Raw genomic sequence first — 24326 nt, 5'->3', positions numbered from 1 at the left:
TTTTCGCGAGGCGGGGGGCCGAGGATGACCGAGGAGCCGTTGACCGTACGACCGGACGCGCTGCGCCGGGCCGCGCGGGGGCTCGACGACGACGCGTACCGGCTGGCGCACGGGCTGGCCGGGGCGTCCGGGCTGGTGGTGCCGGCCCCGGAGTGGTCGACCGGGGCGGCGTCGGCCGGGCTGGAGTCGGCCGTACACGCCTGGTTCGGCGGGCTCGGCGCCCGGGTGGCCCACACGGCCGGGGCGGTCCGTTCCGCCGCCGAGGCGTACGAGGCGGTGGACGACCGGGCGGCCGGCCGCCTCACCGCGCTGCCCCGGTGAACGCGCCGGCACCTTCGGCGCCGGGTCGGTCGGCCCCGGCCGGGCACGCGACGCACCCGGTCCCGCTGGCGCCCCCGGCACGCCCGACACCTCCGACGCGCCCGGTGCACCCCGCCGACCGCGCGGCGGACGTCGGCTACCGGCAGCTGTGGGCGGCCGATCCCGACGCGTGGCGGGCGGCCGGGGTGGCCTGGCGGGGGCTGACCGGCCCGGTGGCGCGGCGGGCCGACGAGCTGGCCGCCGGCGCGGCGATGCTGCGGTCCGGCTGGTCGGGCGGGGCCGGCGTCGCCGCCGACGCCCGGCTCGCGGCCCTGCGCACCGAGCTGACCGCCGTCTCCCCCGCCCTGATCGAGGCAGACCAGGTGCTGGCCGAGTTCGCCGGCCGGCTGGCCGCCGCCAAGGCCCGGCTCGCCGCCGCGGTGGCCCGCGCCGACACGGCCGGACTGCTTGTCGACCGGCAGGGCCGGGTCACCGCCGACCCCGCCCGCGCACCGGCGACCACACGCTCGGGGACGGGCACAGCCGGGCCGGGCGCGTCCGGGGCAGGCGCACCCGTGGTCCGCGCGCCCGGAGCCGGCGCGTCCGGAGCCGGAGCGGGCGGGGCTGGCACACCCGGAGCCGGGGCGGGCGGATCGGGCGGATCGGTCGGGGCGGGCGGCGCGGCCGGAGCCGGGGCGGGCGAGGTGAGCGCGGCGATCCGGGCGGCGCTGGAGCGGGCCGGCGCGGCCGACCGGGAGGCCGCGGGCCGGCTGGACGCGCTGGCCGACGCCGCCCGCGCGGGGTGGGCCGAGCGGCCGCCGCCCGGCCGCCCGAAGGCCGCCGCCGACCCGGCCTCGGTGCGGGCCTGGTGGGCCGGGCTCACCCCCGCGCAGCGCCGGTGGCTCGTCGCGCACGAGCCGGGGCTCCTCGGCCGCCTCGACGGGGTGCCGGTGGCCGCCCGCGACCAGGCCAACCGGCTGCTGCTCGGGGCGCGGCGGGAGGAACTGCTGGCCGCGCGGCGAAGGCTGCTGGAGCGGGTGCCGCGCGGGCCGGTCGAGCTGGCCGGGCTGTCGCGGATCGGGAAGTCCCTGGCCGGGCTGGACGCGCTGGCCGCCCGCCTGGCGGGCGACGAGCAGCCCCGGGCGTACCTGCTGGGGCTGGGCACGGGCGGCGAGGGACGGGCGGTGGTGGCGCTGGGCAACCCCGACCGGTCGGCCCGGGTGCTGACCTACGTGCCGGGGATGACCGCGGGCCTGCACGACGTGCCCGGCGAGTTGGGTCGGGCGGCCCGGGTGCTGGCCCGCTGCGCCGCCCTCGCCCCCGAGGAGGAGGCCGCCGCGGTGCTCTGGCTGGACTACGACGCCCCCGACTTCCTGCACGAGGCGGCGTGGCCGGGCCAGGCCCAGAACGCCGGCCCGGCGCTGCACCGGTTCCAGGAGGGGCTGCGGGAGACCCACGACGGGCCGCCGGGCCGGCAGACCGTGCTCGGGCACAGCTACGGCTCGCTGGTGGTCGGCACGGCCGCCCGCGATCACGGGCTGGCCGCCGACGCGCTGGTCTTCGTCGGCTCGCCCGGGGTGGGGGTCGCCCATGCGGGCGAGTTGGGCGTGCCGCCCGGGCAGGTCTGGGCGAGCACCGCGCCGGACGACGTGATCCGGTGGGCCCGGCCGCCGGACGAGCTGGCCCGCCGGTCCCTGCTGGGCGCGTCGCCGGTCGGCCCGGCGATCGGGGCGCTGCTCGGCGCGCCGGAGCGGGAGCTGTGGTTCGGGCAGGACCCGTCCCACCCGGGCTTCGGCGGGCGTACGTTCCCCAGCGGCCGGCACGGCCACACGGGCTACTGGGCGCCCGAGAACCCGGCCCTCGACGGGATGGCCCGGGTGGTGCTCGGCCGCTGACCTGCGCAACGCGGCGGGCGCCGCCCACCGGCGCGGGTGGACGGGGCCCGTCGTGGGGCGGTGCGGCCTACTCGACCGTGACCGACTTCGCCAGGTTGCGGGGCTGGTCCACGTCGTGCCCCCGGGCGGCGGCGATCTCGGCCGCCAGGACCTGCAACGGCACGGTGGTGACCAGCGGCGCGAGCAGCGTCGGCGTACGCGGCACGCGGATCAGGTGGTCGGCGTAGCGGACGACCGCCTCGTCGCCCTCCTCCGCGATCACGATGGTCCGGGCGCCGCGCGCCCGTACCTCCTGGATGTTGGAGACCACCTTGTCGTGCAGCATGCCCCGGCCGACCGGGGAGGGCACGATGCAGATCACCGGGGTGCCCTTGTCGATCAGCGCGATCGGGCCGTGCTTCAGCTCGCCGGCGGCGAAGCCCTCGGCGTGCATGTACGCCAGCTCCTTGAGCTTGAGCGCGCCCTCCAGGGCCACCGGATAGCCCACGTGCCGGCCGATGAAGAGCACGGTCGGCTCGGCCTTCAGGTCGCGGGCCAGCTCGCGGACGGGCTCGATCCGCTCCAGCAGCTCGCGCAGCTTGCCCGGCATCTCCTGGAGCTGGGCGACGACGGCGGCCACCTCGTCGGCGAACTTGATGCCGCGCACCTGGGCCAGGTGCAGGCCGATCAGGTAGCAGGCGACGAGCTGGGTGAGGAACGCCTTGGTGGACGCGACGGCGATCTCCGGCCCGCCGTGGGTGTAGAGGACCGCGTCGGACTCGCGGGGGATCGTGGACCCGTTGGTGTTGCAGATGGCCAGGACGCGGGCCTTCTGCTCCTTCGCGTGCCGCAGCGCCATCAGGGTGTCCATCGTCTCGCCGGACTGCGAGATCACCACGATCAGCGTGGACCGGTCGAGGACCGGGTCGCGGTAGCGGAACTCGCTGGCCAGCTCCACCTCGCACGGGATCCGGGTCCAGTGCTCGATGGCGTACTTGGCGACCAGGCCGGAGTGGTACGCGGTGCCGCAGGCGACGATGAAGATCTTGTCGACGTCGCGCAGGTCCTGGTCGCTGAGGCGGACCTCGTCGAGCATGATCTCGCCGGAGTCGGTGAGCCGGCCGAGCAGCGTGTCGGCGATGGCCTGCGGCTGCTCCTCGATCTCCTTGAGCATGAACCAGTCGTAGCCGCCCTTCTCGGCGGCGGAGGAGTCCCAGTCGATGTGGAAGTCCTTGCCGCTGGCGGGCTGGCCGGCGAAGTCGGTGATCTCGATGGTGTCGCCGGTGATCAGGACGATCTGGTCCTGGCCGAGCTCCACCGCCTCCCGGGTGTGCTCGATGAACGCGGCCACGTCGCTGGCGAGGTAGTTCTCGCCGTCGCCCCGCCCGACGACGAGCGGCGAGTTGCGCCGGGCGCCGACCACCGCGCCGGGCACCGCGGCGTCGACGGCGAGCAGCGTGAACGCGCCCTCCAGCCGCTGGCAGACCACCCGCATGCCGGCGGCGAGCAGCTGCGGCCCGTCGGGGTGGCCGGCGGCGCGCAGGTCGGCCAGCGCGGCGGAGAGCAGGTGCGCGGCGCACTCGGTGTCGGTGTCGCTGGTGAACTGGACGCCGTCGGCCTCCAGTTCGGCGCGCAGCTTGGCGAAGTTCTCGATGATGCCGTTGTGGATCACGGCGACGCGGCCGTCGGGGGCCAGGTGCGGGTGGGCGTTGCGGTCGGTCGGGCCGCCGTGGGTGGCCCAGCGGGTGTGCCCGATGCCGGTGGTGCCGTCCCCGATGCCAATCGGGCTGGCCGCGCAGGACGTGGGATCCTCGGCGGCCCGCTCGGAGAGCACCTTCTCCAGGTTGGCCAGCTTGCCGGCCTTCTTCTCGGTCAGCAGCGCGCCGTCGCAGACGATGGCGACGCCGGCCGAGTCGTAGCCGCGGTATTCCAGCCGCCGCAGTCCGTCGAGCACGATGCCGAGCGCCGGGCGCGCGCCGGCGTAACCAACGATTCCACACATGTCCCGCAGCCTAACCTAGTTCCACTCATCGCGCGTGCGCGAAAGCCGGGTAAACGATCACCCAACTTGAGCGATCGGAGGGGAAGCGGCACTCTCCGTGACATAGCTCCGCCGGGCGACGGTGCTGCCGGCGACGGTTCCGGGCGGTCGGGGCCGCCCTCGGCAGGGGTTGAAGCCGCGCCGGGAGTCCGTAGGCTGGCGGGCGTGACGACCGCCGACGTGGATCCGCTGGTGGCCCGGATGCGCCCGTTCGGGACGACCGTCTTCGCCGAGATGTCCGCCCTCGCCGTGCGCACCGGCGCGGTCAACCTCGGTCAGGGCTTCCCCGACACCGACGGGCCGCCGGAGATGCTGGCCGCCGCCGCGGAGGCGCTGCGCACCGGGCAGAACCAGTACCCGCCGGGCCCGGGCGTCCCGGCGTTGCGCGCGGCGGTGGCGGCGCACCAGCGCCGGTTCTGGGGACTGGAGTACGACCCGGACGGCGAGATCGTGGTGACGGCGGGCGCCACCGAGGCGATCGCGGCGGCCATCCTCGGGCTCTGCGAGCCGGGCGACGAGGTCGTCTGCTTCGAGCCCTACTACGACTCGTACGCCGCCTCGGTCGCGCTGGCCGGCGCGGTCCGGCGCCCGGTCACGCTGCGTCCCGCCGCCGACGGCCGGTACGCCTTCGACCCGGCCGCCCTGCGCGCCGCGTTCGGCCCGCGCACCCGGCTGGTGCTGCTGAACTCGCCGCACAACCCGACCGGCAAGGTGTTCACCCCCGACGAGCTGGCCCTGGTCGCCGAGCTGTGCCGGGAGCACGGCGCGTACGCGGTGACCGACGAGGTGTACGAGCACCTGGTCTTCGCCGACGCGTCCACCCCGCACGTCCCGCTGGCCACTCTGCCCGGCATGCGGGAGCGGACGCTGCGCATCTCGTCGGCCGGCAAGACGTTCTCCTGCACGGGTTGGAAGGTCGGCTGGGTGAGCGGGCCGGCGGCGCTGGTCTCGGCGGTGCTGCGGGTGAAGCAGTTCCTCACCTTCGTCAACGCCGCGCCGCTCCAGCCGGCGGTCGCGGTGGCGCTGGCCCTGCCGGACGCCTACTTCGCCGACTTCCGCGACGACATGCAGGCCCGCCGCGACCAGCTCGTCGGCGGGCTCACCGACGCCGGGTTCGAGGTGCTCCCGCCGGAGGGCACCTATTTCGTCACCGCCGACGTCAGCGCGCTGGGCGGGCGGGACGGGGTGGAGTTCTGCCGGTCCCTGCCCGAGCGGTGCGGGGTGGTCGCCGTGCCGACGCAGGTCTTCTACGACGACGCCGAGGCCGGTCGGCACCTGATCCGCTTCGCCTTCTGCAAGCGACCCGAGGTGCTGACCGAGGCCGTCACCCGGCTGCGCCGGCTGTCCGCGACCTGAGCTTCCCGGCGGCCGGCCGCGCTCGACGCCGTCCGCGCCGGTCCACGCGTACCCGAACGTCAGCCGGCCGCCCGGGTCGGGCCGGTCCCCCGCTCCGGCGGCACCGCCTCGGAGCGGGGCGCCCGGAGCCGGGCGAGCGCCGCGCCGCCGTCGGCGAGCAGCACCTGCTCGGCGTCGTCGACGAAGGCCAGGTCGGCCTCGACGTGTCGACTCGCCGCCGAGAGCAGCAGGCCGACCACCGGGTCGTCGGCTCGGCGGCGCAGCCCGTCGAGGTTGCGCAGCTCCCGCATCAGGTGACCGCGCTGGTTGCCGAGCACCGTGCGCACGGTCGCCGGCTCGCCGGAGCGGGCCGCGGCGGTCACCTTGAGGAAGAAGTCGTCCCGGAACCCACCGCTGCGCGGGCTGGGCTCGCCGAGCCAGCGCGCCAGCTCGGCCCGGCCCTCCGGGGTGATCTCGTAGACCACCCGGTCGGGCTTGACCGGCTGGGGCTGCCGCTCGGCCACCACCAGGCCGTCGCGGGAGAGCCGGTCGAGGATCTGGTAGAGGTGCCCGATGTTGAGCGGCCCCCACTGCGGGCCGACCGCCTCCTCGAAGGCGCCCTTCAGCTCGTAGCCGTAGCTGGGGCCGCCGGCGAGCAGGGCCAGGACCGCGTGCTGTATCGCCACCGTCTACTCCGATCCGACCCGGGGGCTCACCGCCGCCGGGCCTTGCATTGTCACAATGTATCGCGCACAGTGTGCTCAGCACACGGGGAGGCGCGACATGCTCGACATCATCTGGAGACAGCTTCGCGGCCGTGCGGGACGGTCGGTGGCGCTGCTGCTCGGCGTACTGGTGGCGACCACCGGTTTCGTCGTGCTGACCGGCGCCACCACCACCTCCCGCCTCGACGTCACGGGCTCCGTCGAGCGGAACACCGACGCCGCCTACGACATCCTGGTCCGCCCGAAGGGCACGCGTACCCCGCTGGAGGCCGAACGCAGGCTGGTCCAGCCCAACTACCTCTCCGGCCTGTTCGGCGGCATCACGATGGCGCAGTACGACCAGGTGAAGGCGGTCACCGGGGTGGACGTCGCCGCCCCCATCGCCATGCTCGGCTACTCGACCGCCCCCGTCCCCACCGCGATCGACCTGACCGACGCCGTCGACCGCTCGCTCGACCGGCAGGTCATCCGGATCGACCCGCGCTTCGTCGCCGAGCGCGGCCTCTCCACCGCCCCGGGCCACGCCCGGTACGTGTACATCACCACGCACCCGATCATCCACGCCCGTCCTGACATGCCCTCCAGCAGCGACGCCACCCCCTACACCGACGGCCGGAGCTACCCCTGGGACGACAAGTGTGGTCCCTCCCCGCGCGAGGTCCTGCCCGACGGCCGCACCCACTCGATCTGCGACCGGCGGCATTACATGGGCAGTCTGGGCGCCTACTCGGAGCGGGAGGACTGGACGGTGATGGCTGTGCGGCTGCTGCCCGACGGCCGGTTCGAGGCCCACGTCAACGTCCTCACGGACGGGGAGGGTCACGGGCCAGGTTACGTGACCACCTCGGACCGGCTCCAGATCAAGTACAACCTGACCGTGCCCTTCCTGCTGGCCGCGGTGGACCCGGCCGCCGAGGACCGACTCGTCGGCCTGGCCGGGACGGTGGTCGAGGGGCGGGCGCTCCGTCCCGACGACTCGGTCGTCGAGGGACGTGGGGGAGGCAACTTCACCGTCCCGGTCCTCACGACCAGCCGTCCCTTCCTCGACGAGGCGCTGCGCGTCGACGCCACGCGGCTGCCCGCCGCACGCCCGGGCGGCGTGCCGTTGGCCGATCTGGAGCGGGAGCTGCGGCGGGGGCCGGCGATCCCCGCCGGGGACGCCAGCGCCGACGTCGTCTCCGGTTGGCGTTCCCGGTTGAGCGGGGGCCTCTCCCCGACCGGCTGCTGCTTCGGCCAGCTCCAGGACATCGTGCAGGCCGGGCCCGCGGAGTACGACCGGTTCCCCGACGGCACCCTGCGGGTCCGTCCGCTCCCGCCGGCCGCACCCGAACTCTACGGTGGGCACCAGGACTTCAACCCGTACCCGCGCCCCTGGCTGACGGAGGACGTCGGTGCCCGCCCGCTGCGCGAGCTGCCGCTGAAGAAGTCGACCCCCAAGAAGCCCCTCTGGCGCGACTGGCGGGCGGTGGGGGTCTTCGACCCACAGAAGCTGACCGGGTTCAGCGACCTGGGCAAGGTCCCGCTGGAGACGTACGAGCCGCCGCGGGCCGCCGGCGCCGACGCCGCCAGCCGGGACGCGCTGGGCGGGCAGCCGCTGGAGCCGAGCGGCAATCCCGCCGGCTACCTCGCCGCCCCGCCGCTGCTGCTGACCAGCCTCGCCAGCGTGCCGAAGCTGCTGGCGGGCGGCGGCAGTCCGCAGCTCGCCGCCCCGATCAGCGCGATCCGGGTCCGGGTCGCCGACGTGGGCGGCTACAGCGACCGCGCCGCCGAGCAGGTCCGGCTGGTCGCCGAGCGGATCGCCCAGGTCACCGGGCTCGACGTCGACATCACCCTCGGCTCGTCCCCCGCCCCGCAGGCCGTGGAGCTGCCCGCCGGGTCGTTCGGCCGGCCGGCGCTGCGGCTGACCGAGGAGTGGTCGGCGCTCGGGGTCGCCTCGGTGATCACGAAGGCAGTGGACCGCAAGAGCGTCGCGCTCTTCGTACTGGTGCTGGTGGTCTGCGCGCTCTTCCTCGGCAACGCGGTCGCCGCCGCCGTCCGGGACCGCAGATCGGAGCTGGCGGTGCTCGCCTGCCTGGGCTGGCCCGCCCGGCGGATCGGCGCGCTGATCCTCGGCGAGGTGGCCGCCCTCGGGCTGGCCGCCGGTCTGCTCGCGCTGGCGCTGGCCGTCCCGCTCGGCGCCGCGCTCGGCATCGACGTGGGGTGGCGGCGGGCGCTGCTGGCCGTACCGGTGGCACTGCTGCTGGCGCTGGTCGCGGGCCTGACGCCGGCCCTGCGGGCGGCGCGCGCCCACCCGGCCGCCGCGCTGCGCCCGGCGGTGGCGACGGCCCGGTGGGTACGCCGGCCGCGCACCCTGGTCGGCCTGGCCCTGGCCAATCTGGCCCGTACGCCCGGCCGCACCCTGCTCGGGGCCGGCGCCCTGGCCATCGGGGTCGCCGCGCTGACCCTGGTCGCCGCCGCCGGGTACGCGTTCCGCGGCGCCATCGTCGGCAGCCTGCTCGGTGACACGGTGTCGCTGAGCGTGCGGGGCGCGGACACCATGGCCGCCGTCGCGACGGTGCTGCTCGGTGCCGCCGCGGTCGCCGACGTGCTCTACCTGAACATCCGGGACCGGGCCGCCGAGCTGGCCACCCTGCGCGCGGTCGGCTGGAGCGACGCCGCGCTGGGCCGCCTCATCGCCTACGAGGGGCTGGCCCTGGGTCTGCTCGGCGCGGTCACCGGCGCCGGCCTCGGGCTGACCGGGGCGGCCTGGCTGGTCGGCGCCCTGCCCGGCACGTTGGTCGCGGTCGCCGCGTCGGTGGCGGCGGCCGGTGTCCTGGTCACCTCGGTGGCCGCCCTGGTCCCGGCCGCGCTGCTGCGCCGGCTGCCGACCGCCCGACTGCTCGCGGAGGAGTGACGATGGAGACGACGACGGGCAGCACGGTCCGGGTCGCCGGGCTGGTCCGGCGCTTCGGGGCCGGCCCGCAGCAGGTGACGGCGGTCGACGATGTCTCCCTGGAGATCCCGGCGGGGGCGGTGGTGGCGCTGACCGGGCCCAGCGGCTCCGGGAAGTCGACGCTGCTGCACATGATCGGCGCGATCGAGCAGGTGGACGCCGGCACGATCACCGTGGACGAGCAGGAGATCACCGCGCTCGGCCGGTCCGCCCTGACCCGGTACCGGCAGCGGGTCGGCTTCGTCTTCCAGCGCTACCACCTGCTGCCCGCCCTCACCGTGCTGGACAACGTGGTCGTGCCGGTGCTGCCCCGCCGGGGGCGGGCCGACCACGCCGCCCGGGCCCGGGAGCTGCTCGACGCGGTCGGCCTGGCCGGGCGGGAGCGGGCCCTGCCGGCCCAGCTCTCCGGCGGCCAGCAGCAGCGGGTCGCGATCGCCCGGGCGCTGATGGGCTCCCCCGGGCTGCTGCTCGCCGACGAGCCGACCGGCAACCTCGACTCGGCCACCGGCGGGCAGATCCTCGATCTGCTACTGGACCTGCGCGACCGGCACGGCATGACGGTCCTGCTCGCCACCCACGAGCGGGCGGTGGCCGCCCGGTGCGACCGGCTGATCCGCCTCGGCGACGGGCGGATCGTCGAGGACGTGGACCTCACCGACGGCGAGGACCCGGCGGCCACCTTCCGGCGGGCCGCCGGCCTGCGCCTGTAGACCCGGCCGGCCGGGCCGGGCACCGTGGCCGGTCCCGGACGTCGGCGGCGCCATGGCCGGTCCCGGACGTCGGCGGTGCCGACGCGGGGGCTGCGCGGCACCCGGCCGCCGGACCGGTCCGGGAAAGGCGACGGCCCGGGCCGCCGATGGCGGGCCCGGGCCGATGCGAAAGGTCAGGCAGTCGGGCTGGCGGTGCGGACCTGCTCGGCGATGCGCTCCGCGACGCTTCGGGCGACCTGCTCGGTGGCCGCCTCGACCATGACGCGGACCAGCGGCTCGGTGCCGGACGGGCGCAGCAGCACCCGGCCGGTCTCGCCCAGCTCCGCCTCGGCCCGCTCGACCTCGGCCCGGACGGCGGGTGCGGCCGCGCCGACCGTACGGTCGCCGACGGGGACGTTGATCAGCACCTGCGGCAGCCTGGTCACCACGGCGGCCAGTTCCGCGAGGGACTTGCCGGTGGCGGCCAGCCGGGACATCAGGTGCAGGCCGGTCAGCACGCCGTCGCCCGTGGTGGCGTACGCGGGCATCACGATGTGCCCGCTCTGCTCGCCGCCCAGCGCGAGGCCGGACGCACGCAGCTCCTCCAGCACGTACCGGTCGCCGACCTTGGTCTCCAGGAGGCGGATGCCCTGCGCGGACATGGCCAGCCGCAGGCCGAGGTTGCTCATCACCGTGGCGACCAGGGTGTCGTCGGTGAGCGTGCCGGCCTCCCGCATCGCGAGCGCGAGGATCGCCATCACCTGGTCGCCGTCGACCTCGTCGCCGTCGGCGGTCACCGCGACGCACCGGTCGGCGTCGCCGTCGTGGGCGATGCCGAGGTGCGCGCCGTGCTCGACCACCGCGGCCCGCAGGGCCTCGAGGTGGTTGGAGCCGCACTCGTCGTTGATGTTGAGGCCGTCCGGCTCGGCGTAGATGGCGACGACCTCGGCCCCGGCCTCCCGGTACACCACCGGCGCCACCTCGGCCGCCGCGCCGTTGGCGCAGTCGACCACGACCTTGAGGCCGTCGAGGCGGTGCGGCAGGGTGCCGATCAGGTGCTGCACGTAGTGGTCCGCGCCGTCGAGCAGGTCGTGCACCCGGCCGACGCCGGCGCCGACCGGCCGCTCCCAGGCGGTGGTGGCGTTCGCCTCGACGGCCGCCTCGATCCGCATCTCGATCTCGTCCGGCAGCTTGTGCCCGCCGGCGGCGAAGAGCTTGATCCCGTTGTCGGGCATCGGGTTGTGCGAGGCGGAGAGCATCACGCCGAGGTCGGCCTTGGCCTCGGCGGTGAGGAACGCCACGGCCGGGGTGGGCAGCACGCCCACCCGGACCACGTTGGCGCCGGCGCTGGTGAGCCCGGCGACCACGGCGGCCTCCAGCATCTCGCCGCTGGCCCGGGTGTCCCGCCCGACCACGGCCAGCGGGGGATGGCTCCGGTCCGACTCGGCGAGCGTGTGAGCGGCGGCGACCGCCACCGCCAGCGCCAACTCAGGCGTGAGATCCGCGTTCGCCCGCCCGCGTACGCCGTCCGTGCCGAACAACCGGCCCATACCCGCCAACCTCCGATGAAACGGTCCAGGAAAGGCGAACGGCCGGGCCACCTCCCGTCGAGGGGAGGTGAACCCGGCCGTCCGTCAGAAGTACAACGCGCCGCTGATGATCAGCGCTTCGAGTACTGGGGAGCCTTACGGGCCTTCTTGAGGCCGTACTTCTTGCTTTCCTTGACCCGGGCGTCCCGGGTGAGGAAGCCGGCCTTCTTCAGCGCCGGACGGTCGTCCGGCTCGCTGACGATCAGGGCCCGGGCGATGGCCAGGCGCAGCGCGCCGGCCTGACCGGTGGTGCCGCCGCCACGCAGGTTGGCGATGACGTCGAAGGCCTCCGGCTTCTCGGCGGTGACCAGCGGGTCCTTGATCAGCTGCTGGTGCACCTTGCTCGGGAAGTAGGCCTCGAGGTCACGGCCGTTGCACGTGATCTTGCCGCTGCCGGGGACGATGCGCACCCGGACGATGGCCTCCTTGCGCCGACCCACGGTCTGGATCGGGCGGTCACCACGCGGCGCGCGGGCGACGGGCGCCGGCGCCTCGGTGGCCTCCTCGGGGGCAACCTCGGTCTCGGTGATGTCGGTCATGCTGTTTCCTTCGCCCGCGCTCACTGCGCGATCTGCTTGATCTCGAACGGCACCGGCTGCTGCGCGCCGTGCGGGTGCTCGGCACCGGCGTAGACCTTCAGCTTCTTGATGAGCTGACGGCCGAGCTTGTTGTGCGGGAGCATGCCCTTGACGGCCAGCTCGATGGCCCGCTCGGGACGCTTGGTCAGCAGCTCGTCGTAGCCGACCTGCTTAAGACCACCCGGGTAGCCGGAGTGGCGGTAGGCGACCTTGGTGTGACGCTTGTTGCCGGTCAGCGCGACCTTGCCCGCGTTCACGATGACGACGAAGTCGCCCGTGTCGACGTGCGGCGCGAAAGTCGGCTTGTGCTTGCCGCGCAGCAGCGTGGCGGCGTGGGTGGCCAGGCGGCCCAGCACGACATCAGAGGCGTCGATGACGTGCCACTGACGCTCGATCTCACCCGGCTTCGGGCTGTACGTACGCACAGGTATACCTTGTCTCGTCGTCGGTCTGGGGTCGCGCGCCGAGGTTACCGGGCGCGCACGAACGACCAAGCGTACCTCAGGCGGCACGCCTCTGGATGTCGTACAACAGCAGGCAACGATACCCGCCGCCCCGTCGGCAGGTCAAAACGGGGTACCGCCCCCGCCTGGCCCCACGAGGATACATGGCGGCGGTCACACGCCGGTCAGCCGGCGCGGGCCCGGCCGCAGGTAGACCAGCCAGGTCACCCCGAAACAGAGCGCGTACGCGACGATGAAGGCGACGTACGCCGCGTCCGCGCTGCCCCCGGTCAGGAACGACTGCCGGAAGGCGATGTTCACCAGCACCCCGCCGGAGGCCCCGACCGCCCCGGCGATGCCGATCACCGAGCCGGTCATCCGCCCGGCCCGGCGCTGCGCCGCGACCGCGTCCCGCCGACCGGCGGCCACCTGCGCCGTCGCCCGGGCCCGGAAGATCGCCGGGATCATCTTGTAGGTCGAGCCGTTGCCGATGCCCGAGAAGACGAAGAGCGACAGGAAGCCGAGCAGGTAGAGCCCGAAAGACCGCTCCCGGGCGGCGTGGAGCACCAACGAGGCGCCGGCCGCCATCGCGACGAAGTTCCAGAAGGTCACCCGGGCCCCGCCGAGGCGGTCGGCGAGGTGCCCGCCGACCGGCCGGACCAGCGAGCCGACCAGCGGGCCGAGGAAGGTGAGCCAGGCGGCGTCGACCGGGGTCGGGAAGCGCTCGGCGAACTGGAGCTGGAGCACCTGGCCGAAGGCGAAGCAGAAGCCGATGAACGAGCCGAAGGTGCCGACGTAGAGCAGCGACATGATCCAGGTGTGCGGGTCGCGGGCCGCCTCGCGCAGCGCGCCGGGCTCGTTGCGCGCCCCGGAGATGTCGTCCAACCCGCGCGCCGCGGCGAGCGCGGCCAGCACGATCAGCGGCAGGTAGACCGCCGGCACCAGGCGGGGGTACGCGGCCCCCGCCGTCGCCAGCACCGCCAGCCCGACCAGCTGCACCGCCGGCACGCCGAGGTTGCCGCCGCCGGCGTTGAGCCCGAGCGCCCGGCCCTTGAGCCGAGACGGATAGAACAGGTTGATGTTCGCCATCGAGGAGGCGAAGTTGCCCCCGCCGACGCCGGTCAGGCAGGCCAGCACCATCAGGGTGGAGTAGGAGACGCCGGGCTCCAGCAGCACCGTCATCGGCACGGCCGGGACGAGCAGCAGCAGCGCGCTGACGATCGTCCAGGTCCGCCCGCCGAAGCGCGCCACGGCCAGCGTGTAGGGCAGCCGCAGCGCCGCCCCCAGCGCCGCCGGCACGGCGGTGAGCAGGAACTTCCCCGCCGGGTCGATGCCGTACTCGGGGCCGAGGAAGAGCACCGTCACCGACCAGAGGCTCCACACGGAGAAGCCCACGTGCTCGGCGAAGATCGAGACCCGGAGGTTGCGGCGGGCGACCGGCGCCCCGGTCGTACGCCAGAACTCGGGGTCCTCGGGCCGCCAGTCGTCGATGCGATGCCGGCGGCCGGCGGCCGGCGGAACGACCTCGGCCGGGGGTGTGGTGGGGGCCAGTGTGCTCACGGCGACTCCTCCTCGTCGGGTGCGACCTGGAGGAACGCTAGGAATCCGGGATTACCCCGGGGTGCCCGTCGCGGGTCGGGCGGGAAACGGAGACCGCACCGGGGACGGATGCCGCCGGTGAGATTTCAGAGTTCCTGGAGGATGCGCAGCGCCCGGCCGACCCTGAGCATGGTCCCGGTGTCGGCGACGTCCACGCACTCGGTGAACCACTTCTTCATCGGCGAGGAGATCCGGTCGGGCATCACCACGTACGCGCCCATCGGCACCGCCAGGGGCGAGTCGCGCAGCAGCGCCTCCTCGACCACCTCGACCACGATCACGATCGGCACGTCGGTGGAGTTGTAGACGTCGGAGCTGATCACCAGTCCGAGCCGTTCCCGGGCGCCGTCGATGCGCCAGACCTCGCCCCTACGCAGCACGCGGGCGCCCGCCGAAGAGCGCGTCGTCGACCATGCCCACCTCGCGGGCGTCGGCGAGGGCGGCGGCTTCGAGGTCGAGTCCGGCCCGGCCGACGGCGGCGGCGTGCGCGGTGAAGACCTCGCGCAGCGCCTTCTCCCGGGCCGCCTGGTCCATCCACGCCGACAGGGAGAGCCCTTCACGCTTGGCGAACCGCCGGGCCTCCTCGATCGTCTCGTCCGAGAACGACAGGGTCACCTTGGCAGTCATGCCGTGGAGACTACCCACCGGTATGACCGGCAGTCATCCCGTCGACCCCGACTATTCGCGACGGCCGCCGAACACGGCAAACCGCCACTGCTTGAAGAAGCAGTCGACGTCGACCAGGCCGGCCTCGGCCAGCCAGCGGCACTGCGCGGCGACCGGCGCCGGCCGGTCGTACGCCATCCGGCCCTCGGCGGCGGCGATCTCGTCGGCGTCGGAGCCCAGCGCCGCGGCCTGCCCCAGCCACACCTCGTGGTACCGCCGGTCGAGCGCCGGGGTGGGGCCGGCGACCTGCTCGGCGTTGACGAAGACGCCGCCGGGGGCCAGCGCCGCCGGCACCCGCCGGTAGAGCTCGCGCTTGCCCGCGTCGTCGAGGTGGTGGATGGCCAGCGCGCTGACCACGGCGTCGTAGCGGCCGGCGGGCAACTCCCCCGCCAGGTCGGCCCGGACCGTCCGGTGCGCGACGCCGCGGGAGCGCAGGTGGTCGGCGGCGACGGCGAGCATGGCCGGCGCGGCGTCCACCAGGGTCAGCCGGATCCCCGGCACCGCCGCGGCGAGCAGCAGCGACAGCAGCCCGGTGCCCGCGCCCAGGTCCAGCACCTCCGGGGTACGCCCCGCGGCGAGCGCGGCCCGCAGCGGCGGCGCGGCCACCTCGACGGCGGTGCCGTAGAAGGCGTCGAAGCAGGGCACCAGGCGCCGTCGGGCCTCGTCGTAGCTGCCCGCGACCGCGTCGAAGGCCTCGGCCACGTTCATCGCGCCTCCCAAATGTCAGGATTGTTGTCCCATATTGTAAACGCGAGCCGGCCCGATGCCCGCATGCGGTGTGAGCGGCTCTTGACAGGACCGAAACAGACGGGACCCGGACCGGAAATCGCCCCCCGGCACGCTTTGCCGACATGACAGACGGTGCACACGCGGCGACCGGACCGGGGCGGACGCCCCGGGAGGTGGCGACGCACTGCCCGTACTGCGCCCTCCAGTGCGGGATGACGCTGCGCGAGGAGGCCGGCCGGGCGACGGTGCTCCCCCGGCAGTTCCCCACCAACCGGGGCGGCCTCTGCCAGAAGGGCTGGACCGCCGGCGAACTGCTCGACCACCCCGAGCGGCTGACCACCCCGCTGCTGCGGGACGCGGCCAGCGGCGAACTGCGCCCGGCGAGCTGGGCCGCCGCCCTCGACCGGATCGTCACCGGCCTGCGCACCGTCCAGCAGGGACACGGCCGCGACGCGGTCGCCGTCTTCGGCGGCGGCGGGCTCACCAACGAGAAGGCGTACGCGCTGGGGAAGTTCGCCCGGGTGGCGCTGCGCACGAGGCACATCGACTACAACGGACGGTTCTGCATGTCCTCGGCGGCGGCGGCCGGGATGCGCGCCTTCGGCATCGACCGGGGTCTGCCGTTCCCGCTGGCCGACCTGGGCCGGGCCGACACGCTGCTGCTGGTCGGCGCGAACCCGGCGGAGACCATGCCCCCGCTGGTGCGCTGGCTGACCGAGCAGCGCGAGCGCGGCGGCCGGCTGATCGTGGTCGACCCCCGGGTCACCGCCACCGCCCGCCAGGCCGACCTGCACCTGCAACCCCTGCCCGGCACCGACCTGGCGGTGGCGAACGCGCTGCTGCACGTCGCGCTCACCGAGGGCTGGATCGACCGGGAGTACGTGGCCGCCCGTACCACCGGCTTCGAGGCGGTCCGCCGCAGCGTGGCCAGCTGGTGGCCGGCCCGCGCCGAGGCGCTCTCCGGGGTGCCGGTGGCCGACCTGGAGGCGACCGCCCGGGCCCTCGGCACCGCCGAACGCGTGATCATCCTGACCGCGCGCGGCGCCGAGCAGCACGCCAAGGGCGTCGACACCGTCGCCGCCTTCGTCAACCTGGCGCTCGCCCTCGGGCTGCCCGGCCGCCCCGGCTCCGGCTACGGCTGCCTGACCGGGCAGGGCAACGGGCAGGGCGGGCGGGAGCACGGGCAGAAGGCCGACCAGCTTCCCGGCTACCGCAGGATCGACGACCCGGCCGCCCGGGAACACGTCGCCGGGGTCTGGGGGGTGCCGGCCGACGAGCTGCCCGGGCCGGGCGTGCCGGCGTACGAGCTGCTGGACTCGCTGGGCACGCCCGACGGGCCGAAGGCGCTGCTGGTCTTCGGCTCCAACCCGGTGGTCTCCGCGCCCCGGGCCGCCCGGATCGAGGGCCGGCTACGCGATCTCGACCTGCTGGTGGTCGCCGACTTCCTGCTCTCCGAGACCGCCGCGCTCGCCGACGTGGTGCTGCCCACCGCCCAGTGGGCCGAGGAGGACGGCACGATGACCAACCTGGAGGGCCGGGTGCTGCGCCGCCGCGCGCTGCGCCCGCCGCCGCCCGGCGTCCGTACCGACCTGGAGATCCTCGCCGACCTCACCGCCCGCCTCCAGGGTGGTGCCGGTGGGGCGGACGCCAGCGATCCGCGGGTCGTGTTCGCGGAGCTGCGGCGGGCCTCGGCCGGCGGGATCGCCGACTACGCCGGGGTGAGCTGGGAGCGGATCGACGAACGCGACGGGGTGTTCTGGCCCTGCCCGGCCGAGGGCGGCCCGGACACCCCCCGGCTCTTCGCCGACCGCTTTCCCACCCCCGACGGGCGGGCCCGGTTCCACGCCGTGGAGCACCGGCCGGCGGCCGAGGAGGTGTGCGCCGAGTACCCGCTGCACTTCACCACCGGCCGGGTCCTCGCGCAGTACCAGTCGGGCACCCAGACCCGCCGGGTCGCCGCACTGCGCCGGGCCGCCCCGGACGCGTTCGTCGAACTGCACCCCGACCTGGCCGGGTGGCTCGGCATCGGCGACGGCGAGCCGGTGCGGGTGGTCTCCCGTCGGGGCGAGTTCTGCGCGCCGGCCCGGTTCAGCACCGCGATCCGGCCGGACACCGTCTTCGCGCCGTTCCACTGGGGCGGCGGCGCGCGGGCCAACTCGGTCACCAACGACGCCGTCGACCCGGTCTCCGGGATGCCGGAGTTCAAGATCTGCGCCGTCCGGCTGGAGAGGGTGGAGCAACCATGAGCGAGCGAATCGTCCGGCAGGGCCCGGTGACGCGGCCGTGAGCGAACGCGTCGTGATCATCGGCAACGGGATGGCCGGTTCCCGGCTGGCCGGCGAGCTGCACGCCCGGGGCGGGGACCGGAAGGTCACCGTGCTCGGCGCGGAGCCGCACCGGGCGTACAACCGGATCATGCTCTCCACCCTGCTGGCGGGCAAGGTCGGCGAGCCGGACGTGGAGCTGGCCGAGGCCGCCGGGCAGGGCGTCGACCTGCGTACCGGCGTGACGGTCACCGCCATCGACCGCGCCGCCGGCACGGTCCACACCGACGACGGCGACCGCGTCGCGTACGACCATCTGGTGCTCGCCACCGGGAGCCGGGCCGTGGTGCCGCCGCTGCCCGGGCTGGACGGGCCCGGGCTGCCGGAGCGGGTGGTGCGGTTCCGCACGCTTGACGACTGCCGCCGGATCCTCGCTGTGGCCGACGGCGCGCGCAGCGCCCTGGTGCTCGGTGGCGGGCTGCTCGGGCTGGAGGCGGCGCGCGGGCTCGCCGCCCGGGGTCTCGACGTCGGGGTGGTGCACCCGGTGCCGTACCTGATGGAGCGGCAGCTCGACCCGGCCGGCGCGGCCGTCCTGGCCGGCACGCTCGCGGGCCTCGGGGTGACCACCCACCTGGCCGTGTCGGCCACCGGGGTGGTCGCGGACGCCGACGGGGTCCGCCTCGACCTGGCCGACGGCCGATCACTCGCCGCCGACCTGCTGGTCCTCTCCTGCGGGGTACGCCCCGACACCGCCCTCGCCCACGCGGCCGGGCTGGCCGTGGAACGGGGCGTGCTGGTCGACGACCGGCTGCGCACCAGCGACCCGCGCATCTCGGCGGTCGGCGACTGCGCCCAGCACGACGGCAACCTCACCGGGCTGGTCGCCCCGGCCTGGGCGCAGGCCCGGGTGGTGGCGCAGGTGCTCACCGGAGAGGACCCGCAGGCCCGCTACCGGCCCCGCCCGGTGGTGACCCGGCTCAAGGCGACCGGCATCGACCTCGCCGCCATGGGTGACCCGGGCGACGGCGGGGCCGGCGAGGAGCTGACCTTCGCGGACCCGTCCCGGGGCACGTACGCCCGGCTGCGCATCCACGACGAGCGGCTGACCGCCGCGATCCTGCTCGGCGACAACCCGGCGGTCGGCACGGTCATCCAGCTCTTCGACCGGGGCCAGCCGGTGCCGGCCGACCGGCGCTCGCTGCTGCTCGGCCGGGCGTTCGGCGCGGCGGCAGCGGCGCCCGCCGCGACGCCGGCCCTGATGCCGGACGCGGCGACCGTCTGCCAGTGCAACAACGTCAGCAAGGGGGCGCTGGTGGGCTGCTGGCGTGCCGGGGCCCGGACGGTCGACGCCGTGGTCGCCGCGACCCGGGCCGGCACGGGGTGCGGCGGCTGCCGGGACGCGGTCGCCGGCATCGTCGGCTGGCTGTCCGAGGTGGATTCGGCGGAGGTGGCGTCATGAACGAGCGAAGCGAGCGAATCAGCAAACTCAGTGCGACGGTGCCTCATGACGGCACGCAGCGGAGCGGAGTGCGGTCATGAGCGGGCGAATCAGCAGGTTGGTCGTCGTCGGCAACGGGATGGTGGGGCAGCGCTTCGTCGACGCGCTGCGCGCCCGTGACCCCGGGGGGCGGTGGCGGGTCACCGTGCTCGCCGAGGAGAGCCGCCCGGCGTACGACCGGGTGCGGCTCTCGGCGTTCTTCGACGGGGTCGGCGCCGAGGAGCTGAACCTGCACACCCCCGACGACGGGGTGGAGCTGCGCCTGGGTGAGCCGGCCACGGAGATCGACCGGGAGCGGCGGCTGGTGCGCACCGCGACCGGCGAGCACCCGTACGACGCGCTGGTGCTGGCCACCGGCTCGTCCGCGTTCGTGCCGCCGGTGGCCGGCGCGTCCCTGCCCGGGGTCTTCGTCTACCGGACGCTGGACGACCTGGAGGCGATCCGGGAGCACGCGGCGGGCCGGCGGACGGGGGCGGTGATCGGCGGCGGACTGCTCGGGCTGGAGGCGGCGAACGCGCTGCGGCTGCTCGGGTTGGACACCAGCGTGGTGGAGTTCGCGCCCCGGCTGATGCCGGTGCAGGTGGACACGGCCGGTGGCGCGATGCTCCGCCGGTACGTCGACGAGCTGGGCGTGACCACCCGCCTGGGCGTGGCCACCACCGCCGTCCGGCCCGGCCCGGACGGCACGGTCGCCGGGCTGGAACTGGCCGACGGGAGCGTGCTCGACGCCGACCTGGTGGTGGTCGCGGCGGGCATCCGGCCCCGCGACGAGTTGGCCCGGGCGGCCGGGCTCGCCCTGGGCCCGCGCGGCGGCGTGCTGGTCGACGGCGCCTGCCGTACCGCCGACGAGCGGATCTGGGCGGTCGGCGAGTGCGCGGCGGTCGACGGCGTCTGCCACGGCCTGGTCGCCCCCGGGTACGCGATGGCCGAGGTGGTCGCCGACCGGCTGGTCGGCGGGGCGGCCACCTTCCCCGGCGCGGACACCGCCACCAAGCTGAAGCTGCTCGGCGTGGACGTGGCCTCGTTCGGCGACGCGCACGGCACGACGCCGGGCTGCCTCGACGTGACGTTCACCGACCCGGCCACCCGGGTCTACGCCAAACTGGTCCTCTCCGACGACGCGCAGACCCTGCTCGGCGGGGTGCTGGTCGGCGACGCGAGCGCGTACCCGACGCTGCGGGCCAGCGTCGGCGGTCCGCTGCCCGGGCCGCCGCTGGCGCTGCTCGCCCCCGAGGGCGCGGCGGGCGCGGGCGCCGGCGCGCTGCCCGCCGCCGCGCAGGTCTGTTCCTGCAACGCGGTGACCCGCGCGGACGTGGACGCGGCGATCGCTGGCGGCTGCGCGGACGTGCCGGCGCTGAAGGCGTGCACCCGGGCGGGTACGAGCTGCGGCTCCTGCGTGCCGATGCTCAAGCAGCTCCTCGACGCGGCCGGCGTGCGGCAGTCCACCGCGCTCTGCGAGCACTTCGACGCCAGCCGGCAGGAACTCTTCGACATCGTCCGGGTCCGTGGCATCCGCACCTTCTCGCAGCTCGTCGCCGAGCACGGGCGGGGCCGCGGCTGCGACATCTGCAAGCCGGTGGTCGCCTCGATCCTCGCCTCCCTCGGCACCGGCCACGTGCTGGACGGGGAGCAGGCGTCGTTGCAGGACACCAACGACCACTTCCTGGCCAACCTGCAACGCGACGGCAGTTACTCGGTGGTGCCCCGGATCCCCGGCGGCGAGATCACCCCGGAGAAGCTCATCGTGATCGGCGAGGTGGCCCGGGACTTCCAGCTCTACACGAAGATCACCGGCGGGCAGCGGATCGACCTGTTCGGGGCCCGGGTCGACCAGCTGCCGCAGATCTGGCGCCGGCTGGTCGACGCCGGCTTCGAGTCCGGCCACGCGTACGGCAAGGCGCTGCGCACGGTGAAGTCCTGCGTCGGCGAGACGTGGTGCCGGTACGGGGTGCAGGACTCGGTCGGGCTGGCCGTCGCCCTGGAGCTGCGCTACCGGGGGCTGCGCGGTCCACACAAGATCAAGTCGGCGGTCTCGGGCTGCGCCCGCGAGTGCGCCGAGGCGCGCAGCAAGGACTTCGGCATCATCGCCACCGAGACCGGCTGGAACCTCTACGTCGGCGGCAACGGCGGCTTCCGGCCCCGGCACGCCGACCTCTTCGCCACCGACCTGTCGACGGAGGCGCTGGTCCAGCTCATCGACAGGTTCCTGATGTACTACATCCGCACCGCCGACCGGCTGCAACGCACCGCCGCCTGGATCGAGGCGATGGAGGGCGGGCTGGACCACCTCCGCGCGGTGATCGTGGACGACTCGCTCGGCCTCTGCGCCGAACTCGACGCCGCGATGGCCCGGCACGTCGACGCCTACTCCGACGAGTGGCGCGACGTGCTGGAGGACCCGGTCCGGCTGCGCCGGTTCGACTCCTTCGTCAACGCCCCCGGGGTGCCCGACCCGTCCATCACGTTCGCGCGCGAGCGGGGCCAACCGGTCCCGGTGGGCCCGGCGCAGGCCGGCGAGGGCCGGCAGCCGGTCACGCTGGGCATGCCGGAGGTGCGGCGATGACCACCACGACGCCCCGACTGCCGGAGGTACGGCGATGACGATCACGATGCCCAACCCGACGCGCACCTGGACGCCGGTCTGCCCGCTCGACCGGCTGGACCCCGACCGGGGCGTCGCCGCGCTCGTCGACGGCGTGCAGGTGGCCCTCTTCCGCACCGCCGACGGGCTGTTCGCCCTCGACAACCGCGACCCGGTCGCCGGGGCGTACGTGCTGTCGCGGGGAATCGTCGGCAGCCGGGGCGGGGTGCCGACGGTCGCCTCGCCCCTGCACAAGCAGGTGTACGACCTGCGCACCGGGGTCTGCCTGGACCTGCCCGGCGTCGCCGCTCCCCGGCACGACGTGCGCTGCCGGGACGGCCTGGTCGAGGTGCGGCTGCGACAGGAGGAGTGAATGCGCGACGAACTGGCGGGCTTCACCATCGGGGTGACCGCCGACCGCCGGCGGGACGAACTCGCCGCGCTGCTCCAACGGCGCGGCGCCCGGGTGGTGATCGCCCCGGCCCTGCGGATCGTGCCGCTGGCCGACGACACCGACCTGCGGGAGGCCACCCGGGCCTGCCTGGACCGGCCGCCGGACGTCCTGATGGCCAACACCGGCATCGGCATGCGCGGCTGGTTGGAGGCGGCCGAGGGCTGGGGGCTGGCCGAGCCGCTGCGCAACGTCCTGGCGGACGCGTACGTGGTGGCCCGGGGCCCCAAGGCGCGCGGGGCCATCCGGGCCGCCGGCCTGCACGACCAGTGGTCACCCGACTCGGAGAGCTGCGACGAGGTGATCGAGCACCTGTGCCGGCGCGGCGTGGCCGGGCAGGTGGTCGCCATGCAGTTGCACGGCGAGCGGCAGCCCGAGTGCACGCTGGCGCTGGAGGCTGCCGGGGCCACCGTGATCGAGGTGCCCGTCTACCGCTGGGCGCCGCCGACCGACCCGGCCCCGCTGCACCGGCTGATCGACCTGGTCGCCGGCCGGCTGGTCGACGCGGTCACCTTCACCTCGGCCCCGGCGGCCGAGGCGCTGCTGCGCGCCGCCGGGGACCGCTCCGAGGCGGTGCTGGACGCGTTCCGGGGCGACGTGCTCGCCAGTTGCGTGGGCGCGGTCACCGCGGAGCCGCTGCTGCGGCGCGGGGTGCCGGTCAGCGCGCCGGCCAGGGCCCGCCTGGGCGCCCTGGTCCGGACCATCGTCGACGAACTGCCGCGCCGGACGGTCACCCTGAAGGTGGCCGGTCACCTGCTCACGCTGCGCGGGCACGCCGCCGTGGTCGACGGCGAACTGCGTCCGCTCGCGCCGGCGCCGATGGCGGTGCTGCGGGCGCTGTGCGGCTCGCCGGGTCGGGTGCTGTCCCGGACCGCCCTGCTGCGTACGCTGCCGCGCGGCGCCGACGAGCACGCCGTGGAGATGGCGGTGGCCCGGCTGCGCGCCGGGTTGCGCGCGCCCCGGGTGGTGCAGACGGTCGTCAAGCGCGGCTACCGCCTCCGGGTCGACTGACGCGACCCGGAGGCGGGAGCCGTCCCGATCAGCCGACCGGCGCCGGGTAGCCCCGGCCGTGCTCGGCCTCGAGGCGGAGCATGGCGTGCTCGACGACGGTCACCAGCACCTGCTTGACCGCGTCCCGGTGCCGGGCGTCGGTCAGCACCAGCGGCACGTCCGGCGAGATGGCCAGCGCCTCGCGGACCTCCTCCAGCTCGTACTGCGGCGCGCCGTCGAAGCGGTTCAACGCCACGACGTACGGCAGCCGACGGTTCTCGAAGTAGTCCAGCGGCGCGAAGGCGTCGGTGATCCGGCGGGTGTCCACCAGCACGGCCGCCCCCACGGCGCCCTTGATGATCTCGTCCCACATGAACCAGAACCGGGTCTGGCCGGGCGTGCCGAAGAGGTACAGGATCAGGTCCTCGGCCATGGTGATCCGGCCGAAGTCCATGGCGACCGTGGTGGTCTGCTTCCCCGGCACCTTGGACGGGTCGTCGATGCCGACACCGGCCGCGGTCATCACCGCCTCGGTTCTCAGCGGGGTGATCTCCGAGATCGCGCCGACCAGGGTCGTCTTGCCCACGCCGAAGCCACCCGCGACCACGATCTTCGCGGAGATGATTCCCCGGTTTCGGCGGGCCCCGGCGGGGTCATAGCCTGCGAAGTCCACTTAGCACCCTTCCAAGGATTTCCATCCGCTCCTCGAACCCCTCGGCGGGAGCGGCAGTGTGTAGCGTCAGCAGGCTCTCGGCCACCATGTCGGCGACCAGCACCCGGGTGACGCCCAGCGGCATCCGGGTGTACGCGGAGATCTCGGCCAGCGACTGCGCCCGGCCCTCACAAACGTTGGCGATGCGGTGCTTGTCGTGCCCCGCGAAGCGGGCCTCCGCAGCCTGGGTCGCGCTGGCCGTCAGGACCGCCTCCAGGGCGATGTCCATCCGGGCCTCGGTCCGGCCGCGGGTGACCGCGTACGGCCGTACCAGCGCACCACGTGGGTCCACGCGCCGTTGGTCCATCGACGATCACCTCCTCTCCCGGC

Annotated in this window: 21 protein-coding genes; 10 read left to right on the top strand and 11 right to left on the bottom strand. The window is 75.0% G+C overall.

What is annotated here, in order from left to right:
• The first annotated feature begins 24 nt into the window (after window positions 1-24).
• Window positions 25-321, top strand: a complete 297-nt coding sequence (locus tag ABZ573_RS11115; protein ID WP_327029579.1) for a type VII secretion target — start codon at window positions 25-27, stop codon at window positions 319-321.
• 104 nt (window positions 322-425) lie between these two features.
• Entirely contained in the window at window positions 426-2195 is a 1770-nt protein-coding gene (locus ABZ573_RS11110; RefSeq protein ID WP_358117511.1) for an alpha/beta hydrolase, read from the top strand.
• A 67-nt stretch (window positions 2196-2262) separates the two neighbouring features.
• Here the strand turns inward: ABZ573_RS11110 and glmS are convergent, their stop codons facing one another.
• On the bottom strand, window positions 2263-4176 hold the full coding sequence (gene glmS, locus ABZ573_RS11105) for a glutamine--fructose-6-phosphate transaminase (isomerizing) (protein ID WP_151457587.1): 1914 nt from the start codon (window positions 4174-4176) through the stop codon (window positions 2263-2265).
• Window positions 4177-4380: 204 nt separating this feature from the next.
• Here glmS and ABZ573_RS11100 point away from each other — a divergent pair, with 204 nt between their 5' ends.
• Entirely contained in the window at window positions 4381-5571 is a 1191-nt protein-coding gene (locus tag ABZ573_RS11100; protein WP_327029581.1) for a pyridoxal phosphate-dependent aminotransferase, read from the top strand.
• 59 nt (window positions 5572-5630) lie between these two features.
• Here the strand turns inward: ABZ573_RS11100 and ABZ573_RS11095 are convergent, their stop codons facing one another.
• Window positions 5631-6236, bottom strand: coding sequence for a helix-turn-helix transcriptional regulator (locus ABZ573_RS11095; protein WP_358117507.1), 606 nt, complete (start codon window positions 6234-6236; stop codon window positions 5631-5633).
• Between the two features lie 97 nt (window positions 6237-6333).
• On the opposite strand from ABZ573_RS11095, the gene ABZ573_RS11090 reads away from it, so the two are divergent.
• Window positions 6334-9168, top strand: a complete 2835-nt coding sequence (locus ABZ573_RS11090) for an FtsX-like permease family protein (protein ID WP_358117504.1) — start codon at window positions 6334-6336, stop codon at window positions 9166-9168.
• Window positions 9169-9170: 2 nt separating this feature from the next.
• Window positions 9171-9917 (top strand): ABC transporter ATP-binding protein, encoded by a 747-nt coding sequence (locus ABZ573_RS11085; protein ID WP_151454578.1) that lies wholly within the window; start codon window positions 9171-9173, stop codon window positions 9915-9917.
• Window positions 9918-10090: 173 nt separating this feature from the next.
• Here ABZ573_RS11085 and glmM read toward each other — a convergent pair whose 3' ends face one another.
• The 7 genes from glmM to ABZ573_RS11050 all read right to left on the bottom strand — a co-directional run bounded on the left by glmM (window position 10091) and on the right by ABZ573_RS11050 (window position 15479).
• On the bottom strand, window positions 10091-11446 hold the full coding sequence (gene glmM / locus ABZ573_RS11080; protein ID WP_151454579.1) for a phosphoglucosamine mutase: 1356 nt from the start codon (window positions 11444-11446) through the stop codon (window positions 10091-10093).
• A gap of 110 nt (window positions 11447-11556) precedes the next feature.
• Complete coding sequence (gene rpsI, locus ABZ573_RS11075) at window positions 11557-12024, bottom strand: 30S ribosomal protein S9 (RefSeq protein ID WP_121399850.1); 468 nt, start codon at window positions 12022-12024, stop codon at window positions 11557-11559.
• Between the two features lie 20 nt (window positions 12025-12044).
• The gene (gene rplM, locus ABZ573_RS11070; protein ID WP_088998398.1) at window positions 12045-12488 is read right to left on the bottom strand and encodes a 50S ribosomal protein L13; all 444 of its coding nucleotides are present in this window, start codon (window positions 12486-12488) and stop codon (window positions 12045-12047) included.
• A 192-nt stretch (window positions 12489-12680) separates the two neighbouring features.
• Window positions 12681-14066: a nitrate/nitrite transporter gene (locus ABZ573_RS11065; protein ID WP_358117499.1), complete on the bottom strand. Its 1386-nt coding sequence runs from the start codon at window positions 14064-14066 to the stop codon at window positions 12681-12683.
• Between the two features lie 125 nt (window positions 14067-14191).
• Complete coding sequence (locus ABZ573_RS11060) at window positions 14192-14485, bottom strand: hypothetical protein (RefSeq protein ID WP_151454581.1); 294 nt, start codon at window positions 14483-14485, stop codon at window positions 14192-14194.
• On the bottom strand, window positions 14475-14732 hold the full coding sequence (locus ABZ573_RS11055) for a DUF6364 family protein (RefSeq protein ID WP_132230932.1): 258 nt from the start codon (window positions 14730-14732) through the stop codon (window positions 14475-14477). Before ABZ573_RS11055 ends, ABZ573_RS11060 begins: the two co-directional genes overlap by 11 nt.
• 51 nt (window positions 14733-14783) lie before the next feature.
• Window positions 14784-15479, bottom strand: coding sequence for a methyltransferase domain-containing protein (locus ABZ573_RS11050; protein WP_358117495.1), 696 nt, complete (start codon window positions 15477-15479; stop codon window positions 14784-14786).
• Between the two features lie 143 nt (window positions 15480-15622).
• Between ABZ573_RS11050 and ABZ573_RS11045 the strand changes: the two genes are divergently transcribed.
• From ABZ573_RS11045 to ABZ573_RS11025, 5 genes are all read left to right on the top strand, one after another.
• Window positions 15623-17746, top strand: a complete 2124-nt coding sequence (locus tag ABZ573_RS11045) for a molybdopterin oxidoreductase family protein (protein ID WP_358117492.1) — start codon at window positions 15623-15625, stop codon at window positions 17744-17746.
• Window positions 17747-17783: 37 nt separating this feature from the next.
• Window positions 17784-19223, top strand: a complete 1440-nt coding sequence (locus ABZ573_RS11040) for an FAD-dependent oxidoreductase (RefSeq protein ID WP_358117489.1) — start codon at window positions 17784-17786, stop codon at window positions 19221-19223.
• A 76-nt stretch (window positions 19224-19299) separates the two neighbouring features.
• Complete coding sequence (gene nirB, locus ABZ573_RS11035; protein WP_358117486.1) at window positions 19300-21825, top strand: nitrite reductase large subunit NirB; 2526 nt, start codon at window positions 19300-19302, stop codon at window positions 21823-21825.
• Between the two features lie 46 nt (window positions 21826-21871).
• On the top strand, window positions 21872-22216 hold the full coding sequence (gene nirD, locus ABZ573_RS11030; protein WP_358117860.1) for a nitrite reductase small subunit NirD: 345 nt from the start codon (window positions 21872-21874) through the stop codon (window positions 22214-22216).
• Window positions 22217-23305 carry a uroporphyrinogen-III synthase gene (locus ABZ573_RS11025; RefSeq protein ID WP_151454586.1) on the top strand — a complete coding sequence of 363 codons (1089 nt, stop codon included), beginning with the start codon at window positions 22217-22219 and terminating at the stop codon, window positions 23303-23305.
• 28 nt (window positions 23306-23333) lie between these two features.
• Here the strand turns inward: ABZ573_RS11025 and ABZ573_RS11020 are convergent, their stop codons facing one another.
• Complete coding sequence (locus tag ABZ573_RS11020) at window positions 23334-23957, bottom strand: ATP/GTP-binding protein (RefSeq protein ID WP_088998389.1); 624 nt, start codon at window positions 23955-23957, stop codon at window positions 23334-23336.
• On the bottom strand, window positions 23938-24303 hold the full coding sequence (locus tag ABZ573_RS11015; RefSeq protein ID WP_151454587.1) for a DUF742 domain-containing protein: 366 nt from the start codon (window positions 24301-24303) through the stop codon (window positions 23938-23940). Before ABZ573_RS11015 ends, ABZ573_RS11020 begins: the two co-directional genes overlap by 20 nt.
• Window positions 24304-24326: the final 23 nt, after the last annotated feature.

The sequence above is a fragment of the Micromonospora sp. NPDC007220 genome, from assembly GCF_040634035.1.
Taxonomy (GTDB): Bacteria; Actinomycetota; Actinomycetes; order Mycobacteriales; family Micromonosporaceae; genus Micromonospora; species Micromonospora reichwaldensis.
Note: the sequence above shows the minus strand (reverse complement) of the source record. Positions and strands in the feature narration are given on the sequence as shown.